Genomic DNA, 20,857 nt, shown 5'->3' on the forward strand with positions numbered 1-20,857 from the left:
TATGATGCTAAAACTTGATATCTAACCATGATGCTTGAACTATTCTGTTTGAACGCGGTGCTTAAACCATATTGCTTGAATATCAGCATTGAACATAGTGAACTCATTGCGCCCAAAATAAAACAGGAGCCCAAGGCTCCTGTTTTTTATGAGCATTCAATCACTTGCTAAGGCAAGATTTAATATGGCTAGGCATAACTAGTCATAACACTAGGCGAGTGCTTTAGCCTTATCGGTATTGATAACATTGATTGCCGTCAGATAATCGATTAAGGCGCGCACTTGAGTCGCTAAATCGCCTTTACTGGTATCTATGGTTAACTCAGCGGCTAATGGCGCTTCATAGGGTGATGAAATACCAGTGAAATTGCTAATTTCGCCACTGCGCGCTTTCACATACAACCCCTTAGGGTCACGCTGCTCGCACACACTCAAAGGCGTCGCTACATGCACTTCAATAAACTGCCCCGCAGGAAAACGGGCACGAATACCATCACGTTCTTCACGGGTCGGGGAAATAAAGGCCGATAACACCACAAGCCCCGCATCCACCATCAATTTAGCCACTTCACCCACACGACGCAGGTTCTCATCACGGTCTTCAACCGTAAACCCTAAATCTTTACACAGGCCATGGCGCACATTATCGCCATCGAGCAAATAAGTGTGGAATCCCGCCTCAAATAACGCCCGCTCTAGTGCACCCGCCAATGTTGACTTGCCCGCGCCAGAAAGTCCGGTAAACCAAAGTAGTACTGGGTTTTGGCCTTTCTGCTCGGCTCTGGCGGCTTGGTCTACAGGATGTTGATGCCACACGATATTTGTCATAAAAACTCCTCAATCCCCATGTTGACTAACCGCTAACATAAGGGCAATAAACTCAAGCTAATCACTAAAATGGAAAGATGATCGGCACCATAAATATCACTATCAGGGAATACAGCACAGATAACGGCAATCCAAGGCGGACAAAGTCACTGAAGCGATAATTACCCGCATTAAATACCATCAAATTGGTCTGATAGCCGTAGGGTGAAATAAAGCTCGCGCTGGCACCAAAGACAACGGCCATAATAAAGGGCCTTGCATCGACACCGTAATTAAGCGCGATCGCGTAAGCGATAGGGAACGCCAGCGCCGCCGCTGCGTTATTGGTCACCAGTTCAGTCAGCAATAAGGTCATTAAATACACGCCGACAAAAGCGCCAAATACCCCATAACCGTTAATAACTGAGAGTAATCCTTGGGCTAAACTGTTCGCAAGGCCTGTACTCATCATCAAGTTGGCAAGCCCTAATGCACTCCCCACGATCACCACTAATTCCAATGGGAAACGGCGTTTAAGCTCAGCCAGTGTGACTGCGCCTATGGCAAAATAACTGAGCAGCAATATCACTAAACCTTTAGCCAAGGGTAATATGCCAGTGACACTCAGGACGATCGTTGCCGCAAAGCTCAGCAATACCCAACGACCACGGCGACTGTCTAGACGCACATTCAAATCTAAGCCACTGATCGCTGCAAACTCTGAACTCAGCTTTGCGCTATTGCTAAAACCATCACCTGGCGTCAATAACAACACATCACCGGGTTGCAGAATAATGTCACCGAGTCCGCCCTTCAGCGGATGATTTCCGCGGCGAATGGCCATCACAGCCGCATCAAATTGCTCACGAAAACGCGATGCTTTCAACGAACTGCCCACTAAACTGGATGACGGTGCGAGTACAGCTTCAACTAAATTTTGTCCTTTGGCTTGATGTTTACCAAACCAATCTAAACCATCGAATTGGTGCAATAACTCAACCGATTCCACCGCGCCACTAAAGCGCAGCACATCGTCCGCTTGTAACACTAACTGGGGCGGCACAGGGCAAATACAAATGCCACTGCGTTCTAATTCAACCAGATATAACTTTTTTAGTGCCCTAAGTTTGTTATCCACCACACTGCGACCGACCAAGGACGAACCTTTCGCCACATGGGCTTCGAGCAAATATGGCAGCGCTTCTTCACCTGATTCTTCCCGTCTGTCGGGCAGAATGTTCGCCAGTAAGGTCAATAACAAGATGCCTGCGACGACGATCACCACTGCAACTGGCGTAAACTCGAAGAAGCCTAAGGCGGGTAAGCCGGCGTTTTCTACAAAGGAGTTCACAATCAAGTTGGTCGAGGTACCAATCAGGGTCAGTGTGCCACCTAAAATTGCCGCATAATTTAACGGCAATAATAACTTAGCTGGCGCGTGTGCTTGATTGCGGCGCACAACACCAATCAGTGATGCCACAACTGCAGTGTTATTGGTAAATGACGACAGTAAAGCCGTCGAAAAACCGAGCTTTGCCATTGTCATAGGCAAAGAACTATTGCCTATGACTTGACTCAACTTTCCCAGCAGGGACGTTTTTTCTAACGCCGTCGCGGCCAACACCAACAGGACAAGCGTGACTAAGCCAATATTGGTAAAGCTTGTTAATGCGGTATCGAGCGCAACCATGCCAAGCAAATAACAGAGCAAAAATGCAAATAAAAACAATACCGCTGGATTGATACGGCCACTAATTAAGCCAGCCACAAGCCCTATCAAAATAATCGCTAATAGCCACAAGTCACTCACAAATTAAGCTCCAAGCTTAGTGATATCTATCGCTTGCCAATGGGGAAAGTGTTTACGCACTAAGGCATTAAACTCGACTTCAAAGGCACTAAATTGTGACGCTGTTTGCTTGTTAACATGTTGACCCGACACCACCATAACCGCGGCAACCGTCGCATTACTCAGGCGGTCGATTAAGATCATTCCGCCCGTATCACGCACTAACGAATATGCATCAAACACTATGTCTTCGGTCAGCTCTAAGGTCACACGCGCAATCGCGTTTAACCCAAGCGTGTCCGTCGCACTGCGCGCTAAGGTGTTAACGTCAACCACATAATCGATAGCAGTCACAGAGGCTTGCGTCTTCTTACCAGCCACTTTGATGTCGTATAACTGATCGAGTTGTAATGGCTTTTCATCCATCCACACTATATCAGCGCTGATCACGTTAGCAACGGCTGGCGCAGAATCCGGTCTTGCCAGTAAATCGCCACGGGAAATATCAATTTCATCTTCCAGCGTGATCGTCACAGCTTGGCCTGCAACCGCTTCTTGTATGTCACCATCGAAGGTCACAATACGTTCAACCTTGCTGCGTTTGCCCGATGGCAAAGCGACTAACTCGTCACCGACATTGATAATGCCAGAGGCTAAAGTGCCCGCAAAACCGCGAAAATCTAAGTGAGGGCGCGACACATATTGCACAGGAAAACGCACAGGCAATGAGCTGAGTTCACGTTGAGTATCAATGGTTTCTAGCAGTTCAAGCAGAGTACCGCCTTGATACCAAGGGCTTTGGGTGCTGCGCTCAACCACGTTGTCACCATTAAGCGCCGATAACGGCACAAAGTGGATATCGAGGTTACCGAAATCTTTAACGAAATCCGTAAAATCGGCACGAATACGGTTGAATACTTGCTCGTCAAACCCAAGCAAATCCATCTTATTCACGGCCACAACAAAGTGACGAATACCCAGTAATGACGCGATAAACGCATGGCGCTTAGTCTGAGTCTGCACGCCGTAGCGGGCATCGACTAAAATCACCGCTAAATCACAGGTTGATGCACCCGTTGCCATGTTGCGAGTGTACTGCTCATGCCCTGGCGTATCGGCGATGATGAACTTGCGCTTATCACTTGAAAAATAACGATAAGCCACATCGATAGTGATGCCCTGCTCGCGCTCAGCTTGCAGGCCATCCACCAGTAAGGCTAAGTCAATGGCTTCACCTGTGGTGCCCATCTTGGCGCTGTCGCTCTTGAGGCTTGCTAATTGATCTTCATAGATCTGCGCGCTGTCGTGTAACAGGCGGCCGATTAAGGTACTTTTGCCGTCATCCACACTGCCACAGGTTAAAAAGCGCAGTAAGCCTTTGTGTTGCTGCAGGGCTAGATATTCTTTCACACCATGGAGGGTAATTTCTGCCGCCATGAGATTGGTTTTATTGACCGCTTTGTCCATCTTATTCTCACTCTTGATCTGCTTGGCTGAAGGTCGCGCTTTACTTGCGCCACCTTCGCGAAATAGGGTTAACCTTGCCGAGATTAGAAGTAGCCTTGACGCTTCTTCTGCTCCATCGAGGCACTTTGATCTGAGTCGATCAATCGCCCCTGACGTTCGCTTGAACGGGTTAACAGCATCTCTTCAATAATCTTCTCTAGGCTGTCGGCCTCAGAATGCATGGCGGCCGTAAGTGGGTAGCAACCTAAGGTTCTAAAACGCACCAATTCTTCTTTAAACTGCTCGCCTTCGGCTAACTTCATCCGCTCGTCATCGGCCATGATTAACTGACCGCCGCGCTCAACCACTTGACGTTTAGCCGCAAAATACAAAGGCACTAACTCAATGTTTTCTTGATAGATATATTGCCAAATATCCAGCTCAGTCCAGTTAGATAACGGGAACACGCGAATACTTTCGCCCTTGTTCACTGCGCCGTTATAGGTGCGCCATAATTCTGGACGTTGGTTTTTAGGATCCCATCTGTGGTGACGGTCGCGGAACGAATACACGCGTTCTTTGGCGCGAGATTTTTCTTCATCACGACGAGCCCCACCGAAAGCGGCATCAAAACCGTATTGGTTAAGTGCTTGCTTTAAACCTTGGGTTTTCATGATGTCAGTGTGTTTCGCACTGCCATGGTCGAAAGGGTTAATCCCCTGCGCCAACCCTTCTGGGTTGATGTGCGTCAGTAACTCGAAGCCAAATTTCTTTGCCTGCGCATCACGAAACGCGATCATCTCTTTGAATTTCCAACCCGTGTCGACATGCAGCAACGGGAATGGGATCTTGCCCGGATAAAAGGCTTTACGCGCTAAGTGCAACATAACGGAAGAATCTTTCCCGATGGAATACAACATCACAGGATTATCGAATTCGGCTGCAACTTCACGAATGATCTGGATGCTCTCGGCTTCCAGTTGTTGTAAGTGGCTTAATTCACGCCCGGCCATACTATTCTCCGTTTACCTTAAATTCGCTGCATTACCACAGCATGGGTTAGCTTAATTTGTTCAATATATTAGTTACTTAGCATCACTAACTGCTAAGTATCTTTAACTGTTTGCGGCTTAGCTTATCGACGCGGCGACACGCTAACCGATTGAGTGTGCTCATCACTGGCTTGAGTCGATTCAATCGCTTCAGGGTTGAACCAGTGCAAGGTGTCACTCAGCGCAACCACTTCACCTATGATCATCAAGGCTGGCATTTGTAATTCAGGGTCGGCGGCAAGCTGTTCGAGCTCACCTAAACGGCCGATAAAACGACGTTGTTCTTTAGTGGTCGCCTTTGACACTATCGCCACGGGGGTGTCAGGGCTTCGGCCCGCATCGACTAAACCTTGGCGAATAATGCCAGCGTTTAGAATTCCCATATACACGACTAAGGTATTGTTAGGATTAGCATAACCTTGCCAGTCCATAGGGCGACTCTCTAACTGACAATGGCCAGTGATAAAAGTGACACCTTGGGCATGGTCTCTGTGAGTCAGGGGAATTCCCGCATAGGCCGATGTGCCGCTGGCGGCGGTAATACCGGGGACGACCTCAAACTCAACCCCCGCTTCGACTAAGGTTTGCAACTCTTCGCCACCGCGACCGAAAATAAAAGGATCGCCGCCCTTAAGACGCACCACATTTTTACGGGTGTAGGCTTTAGTCACGAGTAACTGATTAATCTCGTCCTGTGCAGCGCTATGCTTACCCGCACGTTTACCTACGGCAATCTTTTCAGCGTCTTTAGGAATAAGAGCTAGGATATCTTGACTGACTAAAGCGTCGTATAGCACAGCATCTGCAGTTTTAAGGATGCGCCATGCCTTTAACGTCAATAACTCAACGTCACCAGGACCTGCACCCACCAGCCAGACTTTGCCTTTGGCCGCTTGGCCCGGTAAAGATAAAATTTCCATCAGTATCCCCAAGATCACTTTAGTCTGTAGAAATATAGCGCGTCTTATATTCCATAATAAATAGATAATTATTAGTTTTTATATCTTTTAGATATAAAAGAAATCACTGACGTCGATTTAAATTGGAAAAATATTGAGTTTCAAAATCAAAAATGCCACAAAACACTAATAACCAGTTGAATTTAAATAACTTAATGTAGATTCATCTGTTATCTAAAACGAACACCGCTCAGCTAAGTGTGTGATTCTGGCACTATGTTATTGCCAAAAATTCTACCCAAACCTGCCCCAACAGGGTGAAAACCTCACTAACAAGATAAATTGTCACCAAATGACGCAGAATTTTTACATAACCATAAATTCACTTTCTAATGGTAAGCTGGGCATAACTATCTTTGTTGAGTACGACTGACAAATACACAAATAAGCACATCAAGGAGGGCCGATGAAACGACTTTATTCAGGTATTGCAATGGCTGGGCTATTAGCTTGTACGAGTATAAATGCCGAAGAATCATTAGTAGAAGGAAGAGTCAAAGATGAACTTGCCACGGCAGAACTGCCTTTTGTGATTACACCCCATAAAGTGAATTACATTTTACCTGCGACCTATAGCCCAGATCCCAACATGGCACCGTTCGCTGAAGATGCCCTCATCAATCCCTACACCTTGGATGAGTTCGAGGCTAAGTTTCAAATCAGTTTCAAATTCCCTATTTGGTACAATGTCTTTGGTGATAATGGTCATTTATTCTTTGCCTATACCAATCAATCCTATTGGCAGGTTTATAACAAAGACACCTCATCTCCGTTCCGTGAAACCAATCACGAGCCTGAAGTCTTTATGCTGTTTAATAACGATTGGAAAATAGGCAGTGTGACCAATTCCTTTTGGGGCGTTGGTGCTGTGCATCAATCAAATGGTAAATCAGGACCGCTTTCTCGCAGCTGGAATCGACTCTATGCCACTATGATTTTTGATGCCGGTCCACTCGCCTTCTCAACCAAAGTCTGGTGGCGTATTCCTGAGGATGAAAAAACCGATCCGCATCAAGCTCGCGGTGACGATAATCCCAACATTGATGACTACATAGGAAGAGCTGAATTTATTGGTGTCTATGGTATCGATGAACATAGATTCACCTTAACCCTTAGAACAAACCTAGAAGATATCGACAGAGGTTCGGCAGAAGTAACCTGGAGTTATCCTATCGTCGGCAACTTACGCCTTTATACTCAATACTTTAATGGCTATGGCGAGAGCCTAATCGATTACAACTATCACAACCAACGTATTGGTATCGGGATTTCGCTCAACGATATTCTGTAGCAAATATAAAAGTGACAGAGTACAAAAATCAGCCATAATTTGCTGCTAATCTACAAAACCTGCTGCTAAATTGCTCAGATGGACCTGAGTTTATGGCCGAGCGGGACGATTTACATTGATCCGAATGGCATTTAAGCCGATAGTCGCACACCTTTTTGTGCCCTGAAGCTACGCCTTAACATCATGGAGGAATATGAGTTTTAGCTACCGCAGCATAGTCGTGCTACTCAGTGTCATTATTTTCGCGAGCTTACTTAAGCTCGCGTTTTTTGCTGTGCCAAAAGATAACACTGCACCTATGCTTAATGCGCAAGAGGTACGCCAAGATCTCTATACCTTATTGGATCAAATCGAGCAACACTCGGCGTTTTATGCGTTAACGCCCGACAAAGCCAGTCCGCAACTCAAATATATGGCGAGCCTGATTGTCGAGCAGTACCAAGACATCACTCCCAATGATCGCTTTGCCGCTGAAATCACTAAACTACTCAATAGCCTCAAAGATCCCGGCGCTCAAGTACACAACTTCGATGATCAAAGCGGCGATCTCCCGTTAACCTTACGGCCACTCAACGACCAGTGGTTAGCCTTAGATAGCAGTAATAGTCCAATCAACAACGACTTTCCCTTTGTGACTCATATCGACGGTTTACCTATGAGTAAATGGGTAGCAGCCAGCCAAGCCTATTTACCTGAACCTGCAAAACAGAGCCAAGAAATGCAGTTACCTTGGCTGAAAAAACTTAACCTGCTGCGTGAAGATTTAGGGCTCAGCATCAAGCCCTATGTGCTGGTTACGCTGATTAATGATGATCTGCAAACCCAGCAGGTGACTCTCGCCCTGCCAAGCCGCGAACCGCAGACTCAATTAGTGGAAAATAATCAAGAAGATCAGACACAAGATATGAGTGTTTTGGAATTCATTAATCAGTTGTCTCAGTTTGAGCGCACCGAATTCCAAGACGTTCCACATCAATTAGAGACGGTTAACAATACTACGGTCAAACTGAAAATCAGTGATCTGTACGCCTTTGAATTAAATAGAGATCTACAGCAAGAACTGCTCAAGGGTATGACACATCCATTACTGATCATCGACTTACGTGACGCTAGTGGTTTTAGCCCAAAGCTATTGAGCCTGTTATCGCGATATCAAGATGCTGATTTAAATAACACTTTAGCGCCAAACGTGATGGGATTTGCACACTATCGCCGCTCACCAGAACTGAGAAATGACTATCTGCAGCCACTCAACTTTAAGCCTTTAGATGCGCTCGAATACAGTGTGCCTCGACTAAAATCCCTCACCCGCAACTTACCCTCAGTCGATGAAGATAAATTCAGCCCTTGGTACGTTCGCACTAAACCTGCGGTGACTCCTGAAGGGCGAAATCGCTTAGCGCTGCTCGTGAGTCCCAAATGCCGCCAAGAATGTGAGTGGATTGCCTATCGCACTAAATCTTGGTCTAGGGCGAATTTGATTGGTGAAAAAACCTCGGGCGACTTTGCTCGACAGTCCCATTTTAAACTGCCAAACAGTGGATTAGACATAAGATTCAGTAGTTCATTGACCTATGACGCACAGGGAAAACTCTTGTCAGGTGCTGGGACTGAGCCCGATATTTGGCTTCCCCAAAACAGTGATATTCAATGGCAAGGATTAGTGAGTTTAGTGCGTTCCGCTAAACCAAAAACTCAGATAATTCAAACATCACAACCCACTAAGCTAGCTCAAGCTAAGCTGAATTGAATCAAAAAAAGAGCCAGCAATCTGCTGGCTCATTTCAAACATTGATTCGTTAACTGATATCAGTTAGCTAAAGAATGGATTCTAGAATTATTTCTTTTCAGTCGCTTTAGAATTGGCAACTGAACCTATAACCAAACCTTGCTTATTCACATCAAAGCTCATTTGAACTCGCATGTTGTAATCTTTAAGCATTTTCATTTCTTCAGGGATTGGCTCGCCGCTCATTTCTAACAACGTCAGCATTGGAGTGAACATCTTGCCGTAGTCAGCAGATAAGCTGTACATGCCATTCGCAGACAGTTTCTCGCCCGCTAATTTGTTTGCCAACGCCAGACCTTTATCACCGCTATACACCACTAAATGCTGACCTTTAATCGCGAGCATAGGCTTAACACCTAACTCAGGAGGCAACATCAATATGGGTGATAAGTCAGTGGCATCGCCGTTATCGGCTAATTGCACTTCGGCCAACATAGGCGCGAAAGGTTTCACCATATTGAACAACATAGATGGATTTTCGGCGCTGAGGCTGACTAACGCATCTAAGCTTTCTAACTTAGGCTCTTGATCTTGTGTGCTCATTTTAAAGTCGAGCAATGAAACGCTCATGCCTTTCACACCGTTCGCCATACCAGTGAACATGCCTAGCATAGCTGGGCTCTGTTGGCTCAACTCAGCTTGCAACTCGGCCAGTGGCGCACAGGTCAATTGCGGCTTTTGCAGATCATCCCAAATAGCCGTTAATGAAGGTGCAACTTCGTTGACATCTAAGCCTATGCCCATAGAGAAGATAGTGCTGTCGATATCCGCCAGATGTGCAGGAATAAAGCCACGCATCTTTTGCATTGCCGCAAGAATTGGTTGATTCTTAGTTTCAACCACAAATGAGGCCGCCATATGGCTTTCTTTTTCTGTCACAGAAAACGCGGTTAAACCCGCAACCGTGCGCGGCCAATTAGCAGCAATGGCGGTTAATTCGGTGCGACATTCAGGTGTTCTAATTTGCGCTAATGGATCTTCACCGACGCTTTCATTAGCAAAAAACTTTGTCAATTGCTTGGATAACATATTGCTATCGGCTGAAGTCAACGCCTTCACGATTTCAACATGGTTGATAAAGCTGATGCTGTCATCTTTAAAACCATGGGTCTTAATAATATCGTCTAATATGCCAGAAGCGGCTAATGACTGCGGCGCCTTCTTAATACCGAATGCCATTTCTAATAATTCAGGCTCGGTAATAGAAGTGCTGAAAGTAATCGTTAATATGCCATCTTTTTGGGCAAATAACAGATCAGCTTTTTCAGTTGAAGCTTCATCCGATAATGCATAAGCGCGATAATCAACATCACCCACTTTACGCATTTCGTGGGTCACGCCACTGTCTTTTTCGGCTTTATCTAATGCAGCCCAAAATGCATCCGCTTGATTGACGTCAATCTTGAATACAGGCAAAGCACCTAGCGTATAGAAATATGGTTTAATTTCATCAGGAAAACCAAAGGTTTTCAACAGTAAGGCTGGATCTTTAATGCCATCCATATACTGCTGATAAATGCTGACGAAGAACTTACCCATAGGGCTATCCAGCTCACCAAAATCGGCAAGCGCGTTACTTGGATATTGCTGATAATTTCCAGAAATAGACTGTAAATACGCTTTCAACGGGAAGGGTTTTAGCTGACCCGAAAATATCGGCGTATCAGCGGGCACATAGTCGAGCAAAGGGTTTGCAGAGGCACTCGAGCCAGCACCATTCTGCGTATACCAATAACCACCCGCACCAGCTGCAATAATTGCCGCGGCAATCACAATCTTTTTCATTTAAGAAACTCCATTTAATGACCATTCAATTTTATGAAATCAATACCTAAAGTAATCCCTAGGTATTTGAATATTTATCCGCTCTTACATATCCCTTACGCAGATAATGCAAAATCAGAAAACTAAGGTATAAATTTTGCCCGATAATTTAACATTAAACCGATACAGAAGCGAACAGGATAGGGAATCAAACCGTTAAAACGCATCAGCGTTAACCTTAATTCAACAGGTTTCCAATCTTATTTCAATTCAGTAATAAAAGATCTTTAAGTCGTCGACGATTAAACAAAGTGCCCAATGACACATAAATTCATCTGTTCCAAACTCACACGCCAGAACTTCATCCCGTTTCGTGGACTTTTTTAAGCGTGACGTCACCTAACTGGCGCATTTGTTTGCGGATCCACGCGGAGCGCTGCTGCACATAGGACGATGGAGGCGACACTTTATAACGCCAAGGATTGGGTAAGATGGCTGCGAGTAATGAAGCCTCATATTGGGTTAGTTTTGCCGCAGACTTTCCAAAATAATGCTTTGATGCCGCTTCGGCGCCGTAAATACCTGGGCCAAATTCGACGATATTTAAATACACTTCAAGAATGCGCGACTTATCCCAAGTCAGTTCCATCATTAAGGTAAACCAAGCTTCTAATCCCTTACGAAAGAAACTGCGGCTAGACCACATAAACAGGTTTTTCGCCGCCTGCTGACTTAAGGTACTGGCTCCGCGAACTTTAGTGCCTTTCTGATTGTATTTCAGCGCCGAACTTATCGCGGCTAAATCGAATCCCGTATGCTCGGCAAAACGTTGATCTTCTGCGGCGATCACCGCCAATTGTAGCTCAGGAGAAATGTGCGCTAAATCGCGCCACTGATGCATGACTTCCCCCATAGGTGCAGGTGGAAATAAGGCGCGCTCAATCCGCCAAGTCCACATGGGTGGATTAACGAATCTGAGTAGAATAACCAATAAGATTGAGCAAATGAATGCCCATACTAATCCCTTGAATAGCCAAGACAATAAACGACGAAAGCCACGCTTACGCCTCTGAGGAGCAGGACTACTCGACTTATTGGCACTAGGACGCCTGACATGATCTCGCATCGCATATAAAGGGGCCGTCATTTACACCATCTCATCCGCGCACTCTCATCTCTCGTTTATGATATCCAGTCAAGCCAATCCATTAGGCATTCTTTACAACAACCAAGGCTTATTAGAAAACCGCCTAAAGCCTTAAGGGAGTTGCGGGTCGATCATGCTACGACAATAGAGGAAACACCAAGGATATCTTACTCGAGAATCAAAGATAGGCAGAGAAATAACCACAATGACAAATCACTATTGAAGATGGCGAGGGCTTGACTTAACTTGACCTCGGCAGCTTTGACGACAGCTGACCGAGGTAATGATGGCTGATTAACGAGGGCTAGCAAGTCAATCAAACTGCTTGATACTCGCAGCTGCGAGTCCGGTTTTCAACGCTTTCACTGCATCCAGTCGAATGATATCAATACACAGCAAACCCAGCCCATAAATACCGATATACAACCACTTAACCTCGGAAAAGACATGAATCATGTCAATTTCACAGTAAAATCCCTCAAAACCATCTACGGGAACTTCAAAATATAGTTCAGGCTTAACCAATGTGCATAACTCTGTGAGTAAAAATGTACAACATTTTTATACTTTAAAGAGCCACTAACACTAACCCTATGAATATCAATATATCTCAGTGAAATGACGCTTAAATGACATCGATTCGCTTTATCGTCAATCCAGAGTATTAAATTCAACCAAAGATAACACTTATCACACAGAGATAAAAAACGCCCCAATGGCAATTGAGGCGTTTAATACTTTAAATCAATAAGATAACTAGATATCGTAATGCAGGCCACACTCACGTTTCAGCCCATTAAAGCGCGTTTCTTCCTCTGTCATGCCTAATTCAAGTGGTTTACTCGAATGGGTATCACCAACAGAAACATAGCCTTGATCCCAAAGTGGGTGGTACGGCAAGTCAAATTGAGTCAAATATAGGTGCACATCTTTATTCGACCACTCGATAATCGGCAGTAACTTAAAGCGAGTGCCATGAATCGCCAGTATCGGCAGCGCCTCACGAGTGCTGGCTTGGCTACGTCTCAGACCTGCAAACCAAGTACCGACGTCAAGATCGGCTAAGGCGCGTTGCATAGGCTCAACTTTGTTTAAACGGTTGTATTGCTCTAGCCCGTCTAACCCTTGCTCCCACAACTTACCAAAGCGTGCCTCTTGCCATGCGGCTGTCATCGGCGCTTGATATACTTTTACATTCAGTGACAAACGCTGTGTCAGCTCATCGATAAACTGATAGGTTTCAGGGAACAAATACCCTGTATCCGTGAGGATAACCGGAATATTCGCCTGTGCCTGACTCACCATATGCAGCATCACTGCGGCTTGAATACCAAAACTTGACGACAGCGCATGATTACCGGGCAAATAAGTTAAGCCCCATAACACTCGTTCTTGTGCGCTCAATCCGGCTAAGAACTGATTTATGCGCTCAAGCTCTATCGTTTGCTCGGCCTTGGGCGCACTCAATAGCGCCGTTAACTCGGCCGTGCTGACCACAGTCGGCACTGTATCACTGGTTTTTTGTTGATGATCAACCATGAAAATCCTTAGCGGCATCAATCACCGCCTTCACAACGCCCACGCGGACGGTGAAGTTACCAAAGGTTTCGCCTGCATCACGCTCAACGGCGTAGCGGCCAAACAGGGCATCCAATTCGGCGAGAATTTCCGCCTCTTGGATATTTTCTCTGTGCATCTTGTTCAGACGAGTCCCTTCAAAGCTTGCGCCTAAGTACAAGTTGTAACGGCCTGGCGCCTTACCCACAAGCCCGATTTCAGCGGCAAATGGACGCGCACAACCGTTTGGACAACCTGTCATCCGCACCACAATCGCTTGCTCACTGATGCCGTGTTTTGCCTGCAGCGCATCGATATGATCGATAAACTCAGGGAAGTAACGCTCAGCTTCCGCCATCGCTAATGGACACGTCGGCAAAGCCACACAGGCAATCGAATGACCGCGGGTTTGCGTCAACACTTGGCCCAGTAGTCCGTGTTTGCGGGCTAAGCCTTCAATGGTGGCTTTATCTTCTGCCGCCACACCTGCGATGATCATGTTTTGATTCGAGGTCATACGGAAATCGCCTTTGTGGATCTTAGCTATTTCACGCAGTCCCGTTTGCAGGGTTTGGCCCGGTAAATCTTTAATGCGGCCGCTTTCGATAAATAAGGTTAAATGCCATTTACCGTCAACGCCTTCAACCCAACCATAACGGTCGCCGCGGTCGCCAATCACTACATCACGCTTAGGCTCAAACTTCACCCCAGCGCGCAGTTCGACTTCGGCTTTAAATTTCTCATAGCCATGGTCGACGATAGTGTATTTAAGGCGTGAACGTTTACGGTTAACACGATTACCCCAGTCGCGTTGCACTGTCATGACAGCTTCGGCAAACTTCATCACGTCTGCAGTTTTGATAAAACCAAAGTCATCTGCAAGACGTGGGAAAGTCTCCACCTCGCCATGGGTCGAGCCCATGCCGCCGCCCGCCGTTAAGTTAAAGCCAACCAGCTCGCCGTTTTCAGCAACAGCAATAAAGCCTAAATCATTAGTGTAAACATCAACATCGTTATCGGGAGGAACCGCAACCGCCATTTTGAACTTACGTGGCAGATAAGTTTTGCCATACACAGGTTCAACGGTTTCATCTTCGGTTGAGAGTAACTTTTCTTCGTCTAACCAAATTTCGGCATAAGCACGCGTGTGTGGCAGCAGATGATCAGACAGTTGTTTCGCCACCGCATAGGCCTGCTCATGCAGTTTCGATTCCACCGGATTAGGATTACACATCACGTTACGGTTAACGTCACCACAAGCAGCAATCGAATCCAGCGCTTCACGATCTAAGTCTTGAATAATAGTCTTCAAGTTACGCTTAGGAATACCGTGGTATTGGAAGGTTTGACGGGTCGTTAAACGAATGCTGTTTGAGCTCGTTAAGGTCGACGCAATTTTGTCTACACCTAACCATTGCTGCGGTGAACAGATACCACCAGGCACACGAGCACGCAACATAAAGCTATATAAAGGCTCAAGTTTTTGCTCTTTACGTTCGTTACGTAAATCGCGATCGTCCTGTTGATAGAATCCGTGGAATTTGATCAACTGCTGATCGCCGTCACTGAAACTGCCGGTTACCGCAGAATCTAAGCCTTCTTTAATCGTACCGCGCAGGTAATCACTGTCGGTCTTTAGGTATTCGTTTAACGCTAACTTTTGCTCACTCATGGCAACTGCCTCTTCAAATTCGGTTCGCTAACTGCACAGGTCATCACGTGTGCAGCTTTGGCTATTCTTATGCGTTTCTTATATGCGCAACGGTTGAGATTAATACACGTCTTTTTGGTAACGCTTATCGCTGCGCAATGTTTCAAAATAGGCTTCGGCCGCTTCGGTATTCAAACCACCGACTTCGACAGCCACCTCAATAAAGGCTTGGTGAACATCTTTTGCCATACGTTCAGCATCACCACAAATGTACAGATGCGCGCCGTTTTGCAACCATTGCCACAGGGCTTGGCCTTGTTCTTTAATACGGTGCTGCACATAAACTTTATGGGCTTGATCGCGCGAGAACGCCACGTCGATACGGCTTAAATCGCCATTTTTCAAATACTGTTGCCACTCAGTTTGATACAAGAAATCCTGCTCAAAGTGTGGATTGCCGAAGAATAACCAGCTATCACCTTGGATCCCTTGGGCCACGCGCTCCTGCATAAAGGCACGGAATGGCGCAACACCTGTGCCAGGGCCAACCATAATAACTGGCGTGTCTGGATTCTCGGGTAAACGGAAATGCTTGTTCGACTCAACATAAACCTTAACCTGAGTGCCTTCCTGCGCAGAGGCTAAGAAGTGTGACGCGCCGCCAAAACGGGCCGCGCCGTGACGCTCATCTTCCACTAACGCTACGGTTAAATGGACTTCGGTTTCCACTTCACTTTGGCTTGAGGCGATAGAGTAAAGTCTTGGGGTTAATGGGCGCAGTAACTCAAGCAATCTGGCCGCGCTTAACGTGACAGCGCTATTTGTTAACGGATACTGGGCGACTAAATCCGCAAATTGATGCTTAAGGATAAAGTGACGCACTTGCTCTTTATCTTCGCTCAACGCTAGCAGCTCAGCGCTGCCGCTCAGTTCGGCCCACGCTTTGACTAATCCAGGATACAACTGAGTCAGCTCTTTCTTCTCAAGCAAAGCTTGCTTAAGGGTCAAGGATTCTGTGCCTAAGGTCACTAACTCATCGGCGGCCAACGACAGACCCACGAGGACTTCATCGACTAACACTTCATTATTGCTAAACCACACACCGAGGGCATCGCCCGCTTGATAGCTTAAGCCTGAATCGCCAAGGTCAATTTCAACATGGCGCACATCTCGGTCTGAACCGCGGCCGGTAATTTTTTGGCTCGCTAGCACTTCAGCGCTATAGGGGTTTTGCTTAGTAAACTCGCTTTCGCCAATCGTTTTAGCGGTACCGATAGATACCACACTGGCGGACGAGGTTTCGATAAGCGGCTTAACGGCCTCTAATACATCGGCGTGCCACTGACCAGCGGCGGCTTCATAGTCCACATCACATTCAACCAAAGGTAACAATGACTTAGCACCCAGTAGCGCTAGACGAGTACTAAAGTCTTTACCGGTTTGGCAGAAGAATTCATAACTTGAATCCCCCAGCGCAAGCACTGAGTAATGTAGATTGTCTAACTTAGGCGCACGTTTCGATGCTAAAAACTTATGTAATTCAATCGCGTCATCCGGCGCTTCACCTTCACCATGGGTGCTGACCACCAGCAAGAGCACAGTTTCTTGTTTCAGTTGGCGAACATTGTATTCGCCCATTGAAGCCAGATTGACCGCATAACCTTGTGCCTGCGCCTTATCAGCGAGCGCTTTGGCGACACCACGGCCATTACCCGTTTGGCTGCCATAGAGAATCGTCACTGTTTGAGCAGTTTGCGCCTCTGCGGCGGGAGCTAGTTGGCCAGCATTGGCGGTGGCAGCAAGATAGCCACTCACCCAAGCCAGTTGCACAGCACTTAACTCAGAAGTGAGTTGTTTTAGCTTCTCGACTTGTCCTTGAGACAATGGCGAAGCCAGCGATGAAAGTTCTTTTAACAACATGAGACGGCCCTATGACAGTGTAATGTCCACAAGCTTATCGCGGTTTAAGAAAAGCAAAAAAGAATAAAATCGGATTTTTAATTCCATTTTGGAATATACAAAGTGCAAAATTTAAGCTACAAAAGTGTGCACTGGTTAAAAGTTTTTGATCCGACCAGTGCAGAAACGGCCTGCTTGAGAAATATGCACTTGTGCCAAGCTAAAGTATTGCCACAATGGTCATGAGCCTGTCGAACAGAAATTTCTGTTGCCCACAGAATAGTTTGTTTTTTAAACAAAAAGTGTCCATCCTAGATTGAATGCCCGAACTGACTCGAATCACCAGCCGAGTAATCACTGGCGATGACAGATTTTGCAGTTGAGTACGATGAAGGAAGCACAGCAGGCGGAACGATTATATAAACCATCAGGGAGTAGTCATGCAGATTGGAATACCGAGAGAAAGTCTCGCCGGTGAAACTAGGGTCGCCGCGACTCCAGCCACCGTCGAGCAGCTTAAAAAACTCGGCTTTGAAGTTGTTATTGAGGCCAATGCGGGTCAACTGTCAAGTTTCGATGATGCAGCCTTTGAGGCTGCAGGCGCGAAAGTGACAACTGACGTTTGGCAAGCCGATCTGATTTTTAAGGTCAATGCGCCAAACGACGCTGAAATCGAACAAATCAAAGACGGAGCAACTGTCGTCAGCTTTATTTGGCCCGCACAAAACCCTGATCTGGTTGCGAAGTTAGCTAAACGCAAGATCAACGTGATGGCGATGGACATGGTGCCACGCATCTCCCGTGCCCAGTCACTCGATGCCCTTTCCTCTATGGCCAACATTGGCGGTTATCGCGCCGTTGTTGAAGCCGCGCATCAATTTGGCCGTTTCTTTACCGGTCAAATTACCGCGGCCGGTAAAGTGCCGCCCGCTAAAGTGCTAGTGATTGGTGCTGGTGTGGCAGGCCTTGCTGCCATTGGTACTGCGGGTTCGCTTGGCGCCATAGTGCGCGCCTTCGATACCCGCTTAGAAGTGGCCGAGCAAATCGAATCCATGGGCGGCCAGTTCCTTAAACTGGATTTTGGTAACGAAGAAGGTGGCTCATCCGATGGTTATGCTAAAACCATGTCGGATGAATTTATTGCCGCCGAAATGGCGTTGTTTGCTGAACAAGCCAAAGAAGTCGATATAATCATCACTACGGCGCTGATCCCCGGCCGTCCTGCGCCTAAACTCATCACTAAAGCTATGGTTGATAGCATGAAGAGCGGCTCAGTGATCGTCGATTTAGCCGCTGCAACTGGTGGTAACTGCGAATACACGCAATCGGGTGAGCTGTTTGTCACCCCGAACGGTGTAAAAGTGATTGGTTATACCGATCTACCCGGTCGTCTACCGGCGCAATCGTCACAGCTTTACGGCACTAACTTAGTCAACCTGATGAAGTTAATGTGTAAAGAGAAAGACGGTACTGCCAGCATCAACTTCGATGATGTGGTCATGCGCAACATGACTGTGATTAAAGAAGGTGAAGTGACCTTCCCGCCACCACCGATTTCGGTTTCTGCGGCGCCAGCAAAACCTGCCGCAAAAATCGCGCCTAAAGACACCACCCCGAAAGCGCCATCTAAGCTCAAATACGTGCTCGCCGCCTTAGGCGTTGCTGGATTTGCAGCCGTGGCATCGGTTGCACCGCCAGAGTTCCTGTCCCATTTCACGGTATTCTTGCTGTCCTGCGTCGTCGGTTATTATGTGGTGTGGAACGTATCTCACTCACTGCATACGCCTTTGATGTCAGTCACTAACGCGATTTCGGGCATTATCGTGGTCGGCGCCCTACTGCAAATCGGTCAGGGTTCAACTTTGGTCACTGTACTGGCGTTTATCGCCGTGCTGATCGCCAGTATTAACATCTTCGGTGGCTTTACCGTCACTCAGCGCATGCTGAAGATGTTCCGTAAGGATTAAGGGGGTTTAACGTGTCTCAAGGACTGGTAACAGCAGCTTACATTATTGCCGCCATTCTCTTCATCTTCAGTCTCGCGGGACTGTCGAAGCAAGAGACGGCAAAACACGGCAATTTATTCGGTATCTTAGGTATGGCAATCGCCCTACTGGCTACCATTTTCAACCCTGATACTAACGGTATTGCGTGGATCTTAATCGCTATGGTGATTGGCGGCGCGATTGGTATCCGTTTAGCATTAAAAGTCGAAATGACTGAAATGCCTGAACTGGTTGCCATCTTGCACAGCTTCGTCGGTATGGCCGCGGTATTGGTTGGCTTTAACAGCTTTATCGACTTACACCCACAGGAAGTGTCGCAAGTCGTCGTAGCTGTCGGTGGCGATATTAATACGACCCTCGCCGCAGTGCACGATGCCCTAAGTGAAGCGGCCAAAGCCGCCAGCAAAGAACATCTCACTGGCGCCATGCTTAACATTCACTTGGTCGAAGTCTTCCTCGGGATCTTCATCGGTGCGGTCACCTTCACAGGTTCTATCGTTGCCTTTTGTAAGTTACGCGGCGTGATTTCATCTAAACCTTTGATGCTGCCACATCGCCACAAGTTGAACCTAGTGGCTGTGCTCGTGTCTTTTGCCCTGTTAGTGTACTTCGTCCAAACTGGCGGCACTATGCCAGCACTGCTGTTGATGACCTTGATTGCCTTCGCCTTTGGCTGGCATTTAGTCGCATCGATTGGCGGCGCAGATATGCCAGTGGTGGTGTCTATGCTGAACTCCTACTCAGGTTGGGCAGCGGCGGCAGCGGGCTTTATGTTGTCGAACGACCTCTTGATTGTCGTTGGCGCATTAGTGGGTTCATCGGGTGCAATTCTGTCTTACATCATGTGTAAGGCGATGAATCGCTCGTTTATTTCTGTAATCGCTGGTGGCTTTGGCACAGATGGTGTGGCCTCGACTGCCGATGAAGAAATGGGCGAATACCGTGAAACCAACGCCGAAGATGTGGCGGATATGCTGAAAAATGCCACCTCTGTCATCATCACCCCAGGTTACGGAATGGCAGTGGCGCAGGCGCAATATCCTGTCGCTGAAATCACCAAAAGACTGCGCGATCTTGGCGTGAAAGTCCGTTTTGGTATCCATCCTGTTGCTGGCCGTCTACCCGGCCATATGAACGTACTGCTGGCGGAAGCGAAAGTCCCCTACGATATCGTGCTGGAAATGGACGAAATCAACGAAGACTTTAACGACACCGACGTAGTACTCGTCATTGGTGCCAACGACACGGTTAACCCTGCGGCAATGGAAGATCCAGGTAGCCCAATCGCAGGCATGCCTGTGCTCGAAGTATGGAAAGCACAAAACGTTATCGGCTTTAAGCGCTCGATGAATACAGGTTATGCCGGCGTGCAAAACCCGCTGTTCTTCAAAGAAAATACCCAAATGCTGTTTGGGGATGCCAAGGCCAGCGTCGAAGCCATTTTAAAAGCACTGTAACCTCGGGATAGCTGACCGCAAATAGATTAACGAAAGGGAGCCAATGGCTCCCTTTGTTTTGATATTAAACTTCGGGTCATCCCCCACAAAAAAAGAGCCTTAAGGCTTCTTTTTTAACCTGCAATCAACGCGCCCACATAGAAATGCACCTATAACACAACACGTTATTTATTAACTATTAATGATAGAATCATATCTCATTATTTTTTGGCCTAGCACAAAAACTCAACCCTTCAAAATATC

Annotated in this window: 15 protein-coding genes; 4 read left to right on the top strand and 11 right to left on the bottom strand. The window is 46.9% G+C overall.

From position 1 onward, the window contains the following. Positions 1 to 210 precede the first annotated feature (210 nt). The 5 genes from cysC to cobA form a co-directional block, all read right to left on the bottom strand. Positions 211 to 828 carry an adenylyl-sulfate kinase gene (cysC, locus tag Q4Q49_RS06455; protein ID WP_263168314.1) on the bottom strand — a complete coding sequence of 206 codons (618 nt, stop codon included), beginning with the start codon at positions 826 to 828 and terminating at the stop codon, positions 211 to 213. Positions 829 to 892: 64 nt separating this feature from the next. Then, positions 893 to 2,617 carry an SLC13 family permease gene (locus tag Q4Q49_RS06460; protein WP_311998931.1) on the bottom strand — a complete coding sequence of 575 codons (1,725 nt, stop codon included), beginning with the start codon at positions 2,615 to 2,617 and terminating at the stop codon, positions 893 to 895. A gap of 3 nt (positions 2,618 to 2,620) precedes the next feature. Further along, complete coding sequence (gene cysN, locus Q4Q49_RS06465; protein WP_311998932.1) at positions 2,621 to 4,063, bottom strand: sulfate adenylyltransferase subunit CysN; 1,443 nt, start codon at positions 4,061 to 4,063, stop codon at positions 2,621 to 2,623. Positions 4,064 to 4,146: 83 nt separating this feature from the next. Beyond that, a complete protein-coding gene (cysD, locus tag Q4Q49_RS06470) occupies positions 4,147 to 5,055 on the bottom strand; it encodes a sulfate adenylyltransferase subunit CysD (RefSeq protein WP_012586925.1) in 909 nt (302 codons plus the stop codon). A 122-nt stretch (positions 5,056 to 5,177) separates the two neighbouring features. Continuing rightward, entirely contained in the window at positions 5,178 to 6,014 is an 837-nt protein-coding gene (gene cobA, locus Q4Q49_RS06475) for a uroporphyrinogen-III C-methyltransferase (protein ID WP_311905170.1), read from the bottom strand. Between the two features lie 445 nt (positions 6,015 to 6,459). On the opposite strand from cobA, the gene Q4Q49_RS06480 reads away from it, so the two are divergent. Beyond that, positions 6,460 to 7,344 carry a phospholipase A gene (locus Q4Q49_RS06480; protein WP_311998933.1) on the top strand — a complete coding sequence of 295 codons (885 nt, stop codon included), beginning with the start codon at positions 6,460 to 6,462 and terminating at the stop codon, positions 7,342 to 7,344. A 193-nt stretch (positions 7,345 to 7,537) separates the two neighbouring features. Continuing rightward, positions 7,538 to 9,094 carry a S41 family peptidase gene (locus Q4Q49_RS06485; RefSeq protein ID WP_311998934.1) on the top strand — a complete coding sequence of 519 codons (1,557 nt, stop codon included), beginning with the start codon at positions 7,538 to 7,540 and terminating at the stop codon, positions 9,092 to 9,094. Between the two features lie 87 nt (positions 9,095 to 9,181). Here Q4Q49_RS06485 and Q4Q49_RS06490 read toward each other — a convergent pair whose 3' ends face one another. The 6 genes from Q4Q49_RS06490 to Q4Q49_RS06515 all read right to left on the bottom strand — a co-directional run bounded on the left by Q4Q49_RS06490 (position 9,182) and on the right by Q4Q49_RS06515 (position 17,172). Then, positions 9,182 to 10,918 carry a hypothetical protein gene (locus tag Q4Q49_RS06490; protein WP_311998935.1) on the bottom strand — a complete coding sequence of 579 codons (1,737 nt, stop codon included), beginning with the start codon at positions 10,916 to 10,918 and terminating at the stop codon, positions 9,182 to 9,184. Between the two features lie 340 nt (positions 10,919 to 11,258). Continuing rightward, complete coding sequence (gene mtgA / locus Q4Q49_RS06495) at positions 11,259 to 12,044, bottom strand: monofunctional biosynthetic peptidoglycan transglycosylase (protein ID WP_311998936.1); 786 nt, start codon at positions 12,042 to 12,044, stop codon at positions 11,259 to 11,261. Positions 12,045 to 12,356: 312 nt separating this feature from the next. Beyond that, positions 12,357 to 12,500 (bottom strand): hypothetical protein, encoded by a 144-nt coding sequence (locus Q4Q49_RS06500; RefSeq protein WP_226059344.1) that lies wholly within the window; start codon positions 12,498 to 12,500, stop codon positions 12,357 to 12,359. Between the two features lie 300 nt (positions 12,501 to 12,800). Beyond that, the gene (locus Q4Q49_RS06505; protein ID WP_311998937.1) at positions 12,801 to 13,583 is read right to left on the bottom strand and encodes a phosphoadenylyl-sulfate reductase; all 783 of its coding nucleotides are present in this window, start codon (positions 13,581 to 13,583) and stop codon (positions 12,801 to 12,803) included. Beyond that, positions 13,576 to 15,273: an assimilatory sulfite reductase (NADPH) hemoprotein subunit gene (cysI, locus tag Q4Q49_RS06510; protein ID WP_259578367.1), complete on the bottom strand. Its 1,698-nt coding sequence runs from the start codon at positions 15,271 to 15,273 to the stop codon at positions 13,576 to 13,578. Before cysI ends, Q4Q49_RS06505 begins: the two co-directional genes overlap by 8 nt. Before the next feature lie 99 nt (positions 15,274 to 15,372). Then, the gene (locus tag Q4Q49_RS06515; protein ID WP_311998938.1) at positions 15,373 to 17,172 is read right to left on the bottom strand and encodes an assimilatory sulfite reductase (NADPH) flavoprotein subunit; all 1,800 of its coding nucleotides are present in this window, start codon (positions 17,170 to 17,172) and stop codon (positions 15,373 to 15,375) included. Positions 17,173 to 17,591: 419 nt separating this feature from the next. On the opposite strand from Q4Q49_RS06515, the gene Q4Q49_RS06520 reads away from it, so the two are divergent. Then, complete coding sequence (locus Q4Q49_RS06520) at positions 17,592 to 19,118, top strand: Re/Si-specific NAD(P)(+) transhydrogenase subunit alpha (RefSeq protein WP_311998939.1); 1,527 nt, start codon at positions 17,592 to 17,594, stop codon at positions 19,116 to 19,118. 11 nt (positions 19,119 to 19,129) lie between these two features. Next, positions 19,130 to 20,614: a Re/Si-specific NAD(P)(+) transhydrogenase subunit beta gene (gene pntB, locus Q4Q49_RS06525; protein WP_311998940.1), complete on the top strand. Its 1,485-nt coding sequence runs from the start codon at positions 19,130 to 19,132 to the stop codon at positions 20,612 to 20,614. The last annotated feature ends 243 nt before the right edge of the window (positions 20,615 to 20,857 follow it).

The organism is Shewanella sp. SP1S1-7, assembly GCF_031932105.1.
GTDB classification, from domain to species: Bacteria; Pseudomonadota; Gammaproteobacteria; order Enterobacterales; family Shewanellaceae; genus Shewanella; species Shewanella baltica.

Bases quoted from the DNA above. Each gene is read 5' to 3' on its own strand.
- cysN (WP_311998932.1), bottom strand. From the start codon at position 4,063: ATGGACAAAGCGGTCAATAAAACCAATCTCATGGCGGCAGAAATTACC.
- cysC (WP_263168314.1), bottom strand. From the start codon at position 828: ATGACAAATATCGTGTGGCATCAACATCCTGTAGACCAAGCCGCCAGA.
- cobA (WP_311905170.1), bottom strand. From the start codon at position 6,014: ATGGAAATTTTATCTTTACCGGGCCAAGCGGCCAAAGGCAAAGTCTGG.
- Q4Q49_RS06515 (WP_311998938.1), bottom strand. From the start codon at position 17,172: ATGTTGTTAAAAGAACTTTCATCGCTGGCTTCGCCATTGTCTCAAGGA.
- Q4Q49_RS06490 (WP_311998935.1), bottom strand. From the start codon at position 10,918: ATGAAAAAGATTGTGATTGCCGCGGCAATTATTGCAGCTGGTGCGGGT.
- Q4Q49_RS06480 (WP_311998933.1), top strand. From the start codon at position 6,460: ATGAAACGACTTTATTCAGGTATTGCAATGGCTGGGCTATTAGCTTGT.
- Q4Q49_RS06500 (WP_226059344.1), bottom strand. From the start codon at position 12,500: ATGATTCATGTCTTTTCCGAGGTTAAGTGGTTGTATATCGGTATTTAT.
- Q4Q49_RS06505 (WP_311998937.1), bottom strand. From the start codon at position 13,583: ATGGTTGATCATCAACAAAAAACCAGTGATACAGTGCCGACTGTGGTC.
- cysD (WP_012586925.1), bottom strand. From the start codon at position 5,055: ATGGCCGGGCGTGAATTAAGCCACTTACAACAACTGGAAGCCGAGAGC.
- cysI (WP_259578367.1), bottom strand. From the start codon at position 15,273: ATGAGTGAGCAAAAGTTAGCGTTAAACGAATACCTAAAGACCGACAGT.
- Q4Q49_RS06485 (WP_311998934.1), top strand. From the start codon at position 7,538: ATGAGTTTTAGCTACCGCAGCATAGTCGTGCTACTCAGTGTCATTATT.
- mtgA (WP_311998936.1), bottom strand. From the start codon at position 12,044: ATGACGGCCCCTTTATATGCGATGCGAGATCATGTCAGGCGTCCTAGT.
- Q4Q49_RS06520 (WP_311998939.1), top strand. From the start codon at position 17,592: ATGCAGATTGGAATACCGAGAGAAAGTCTCGCCGGTGAAACTAGGGTC.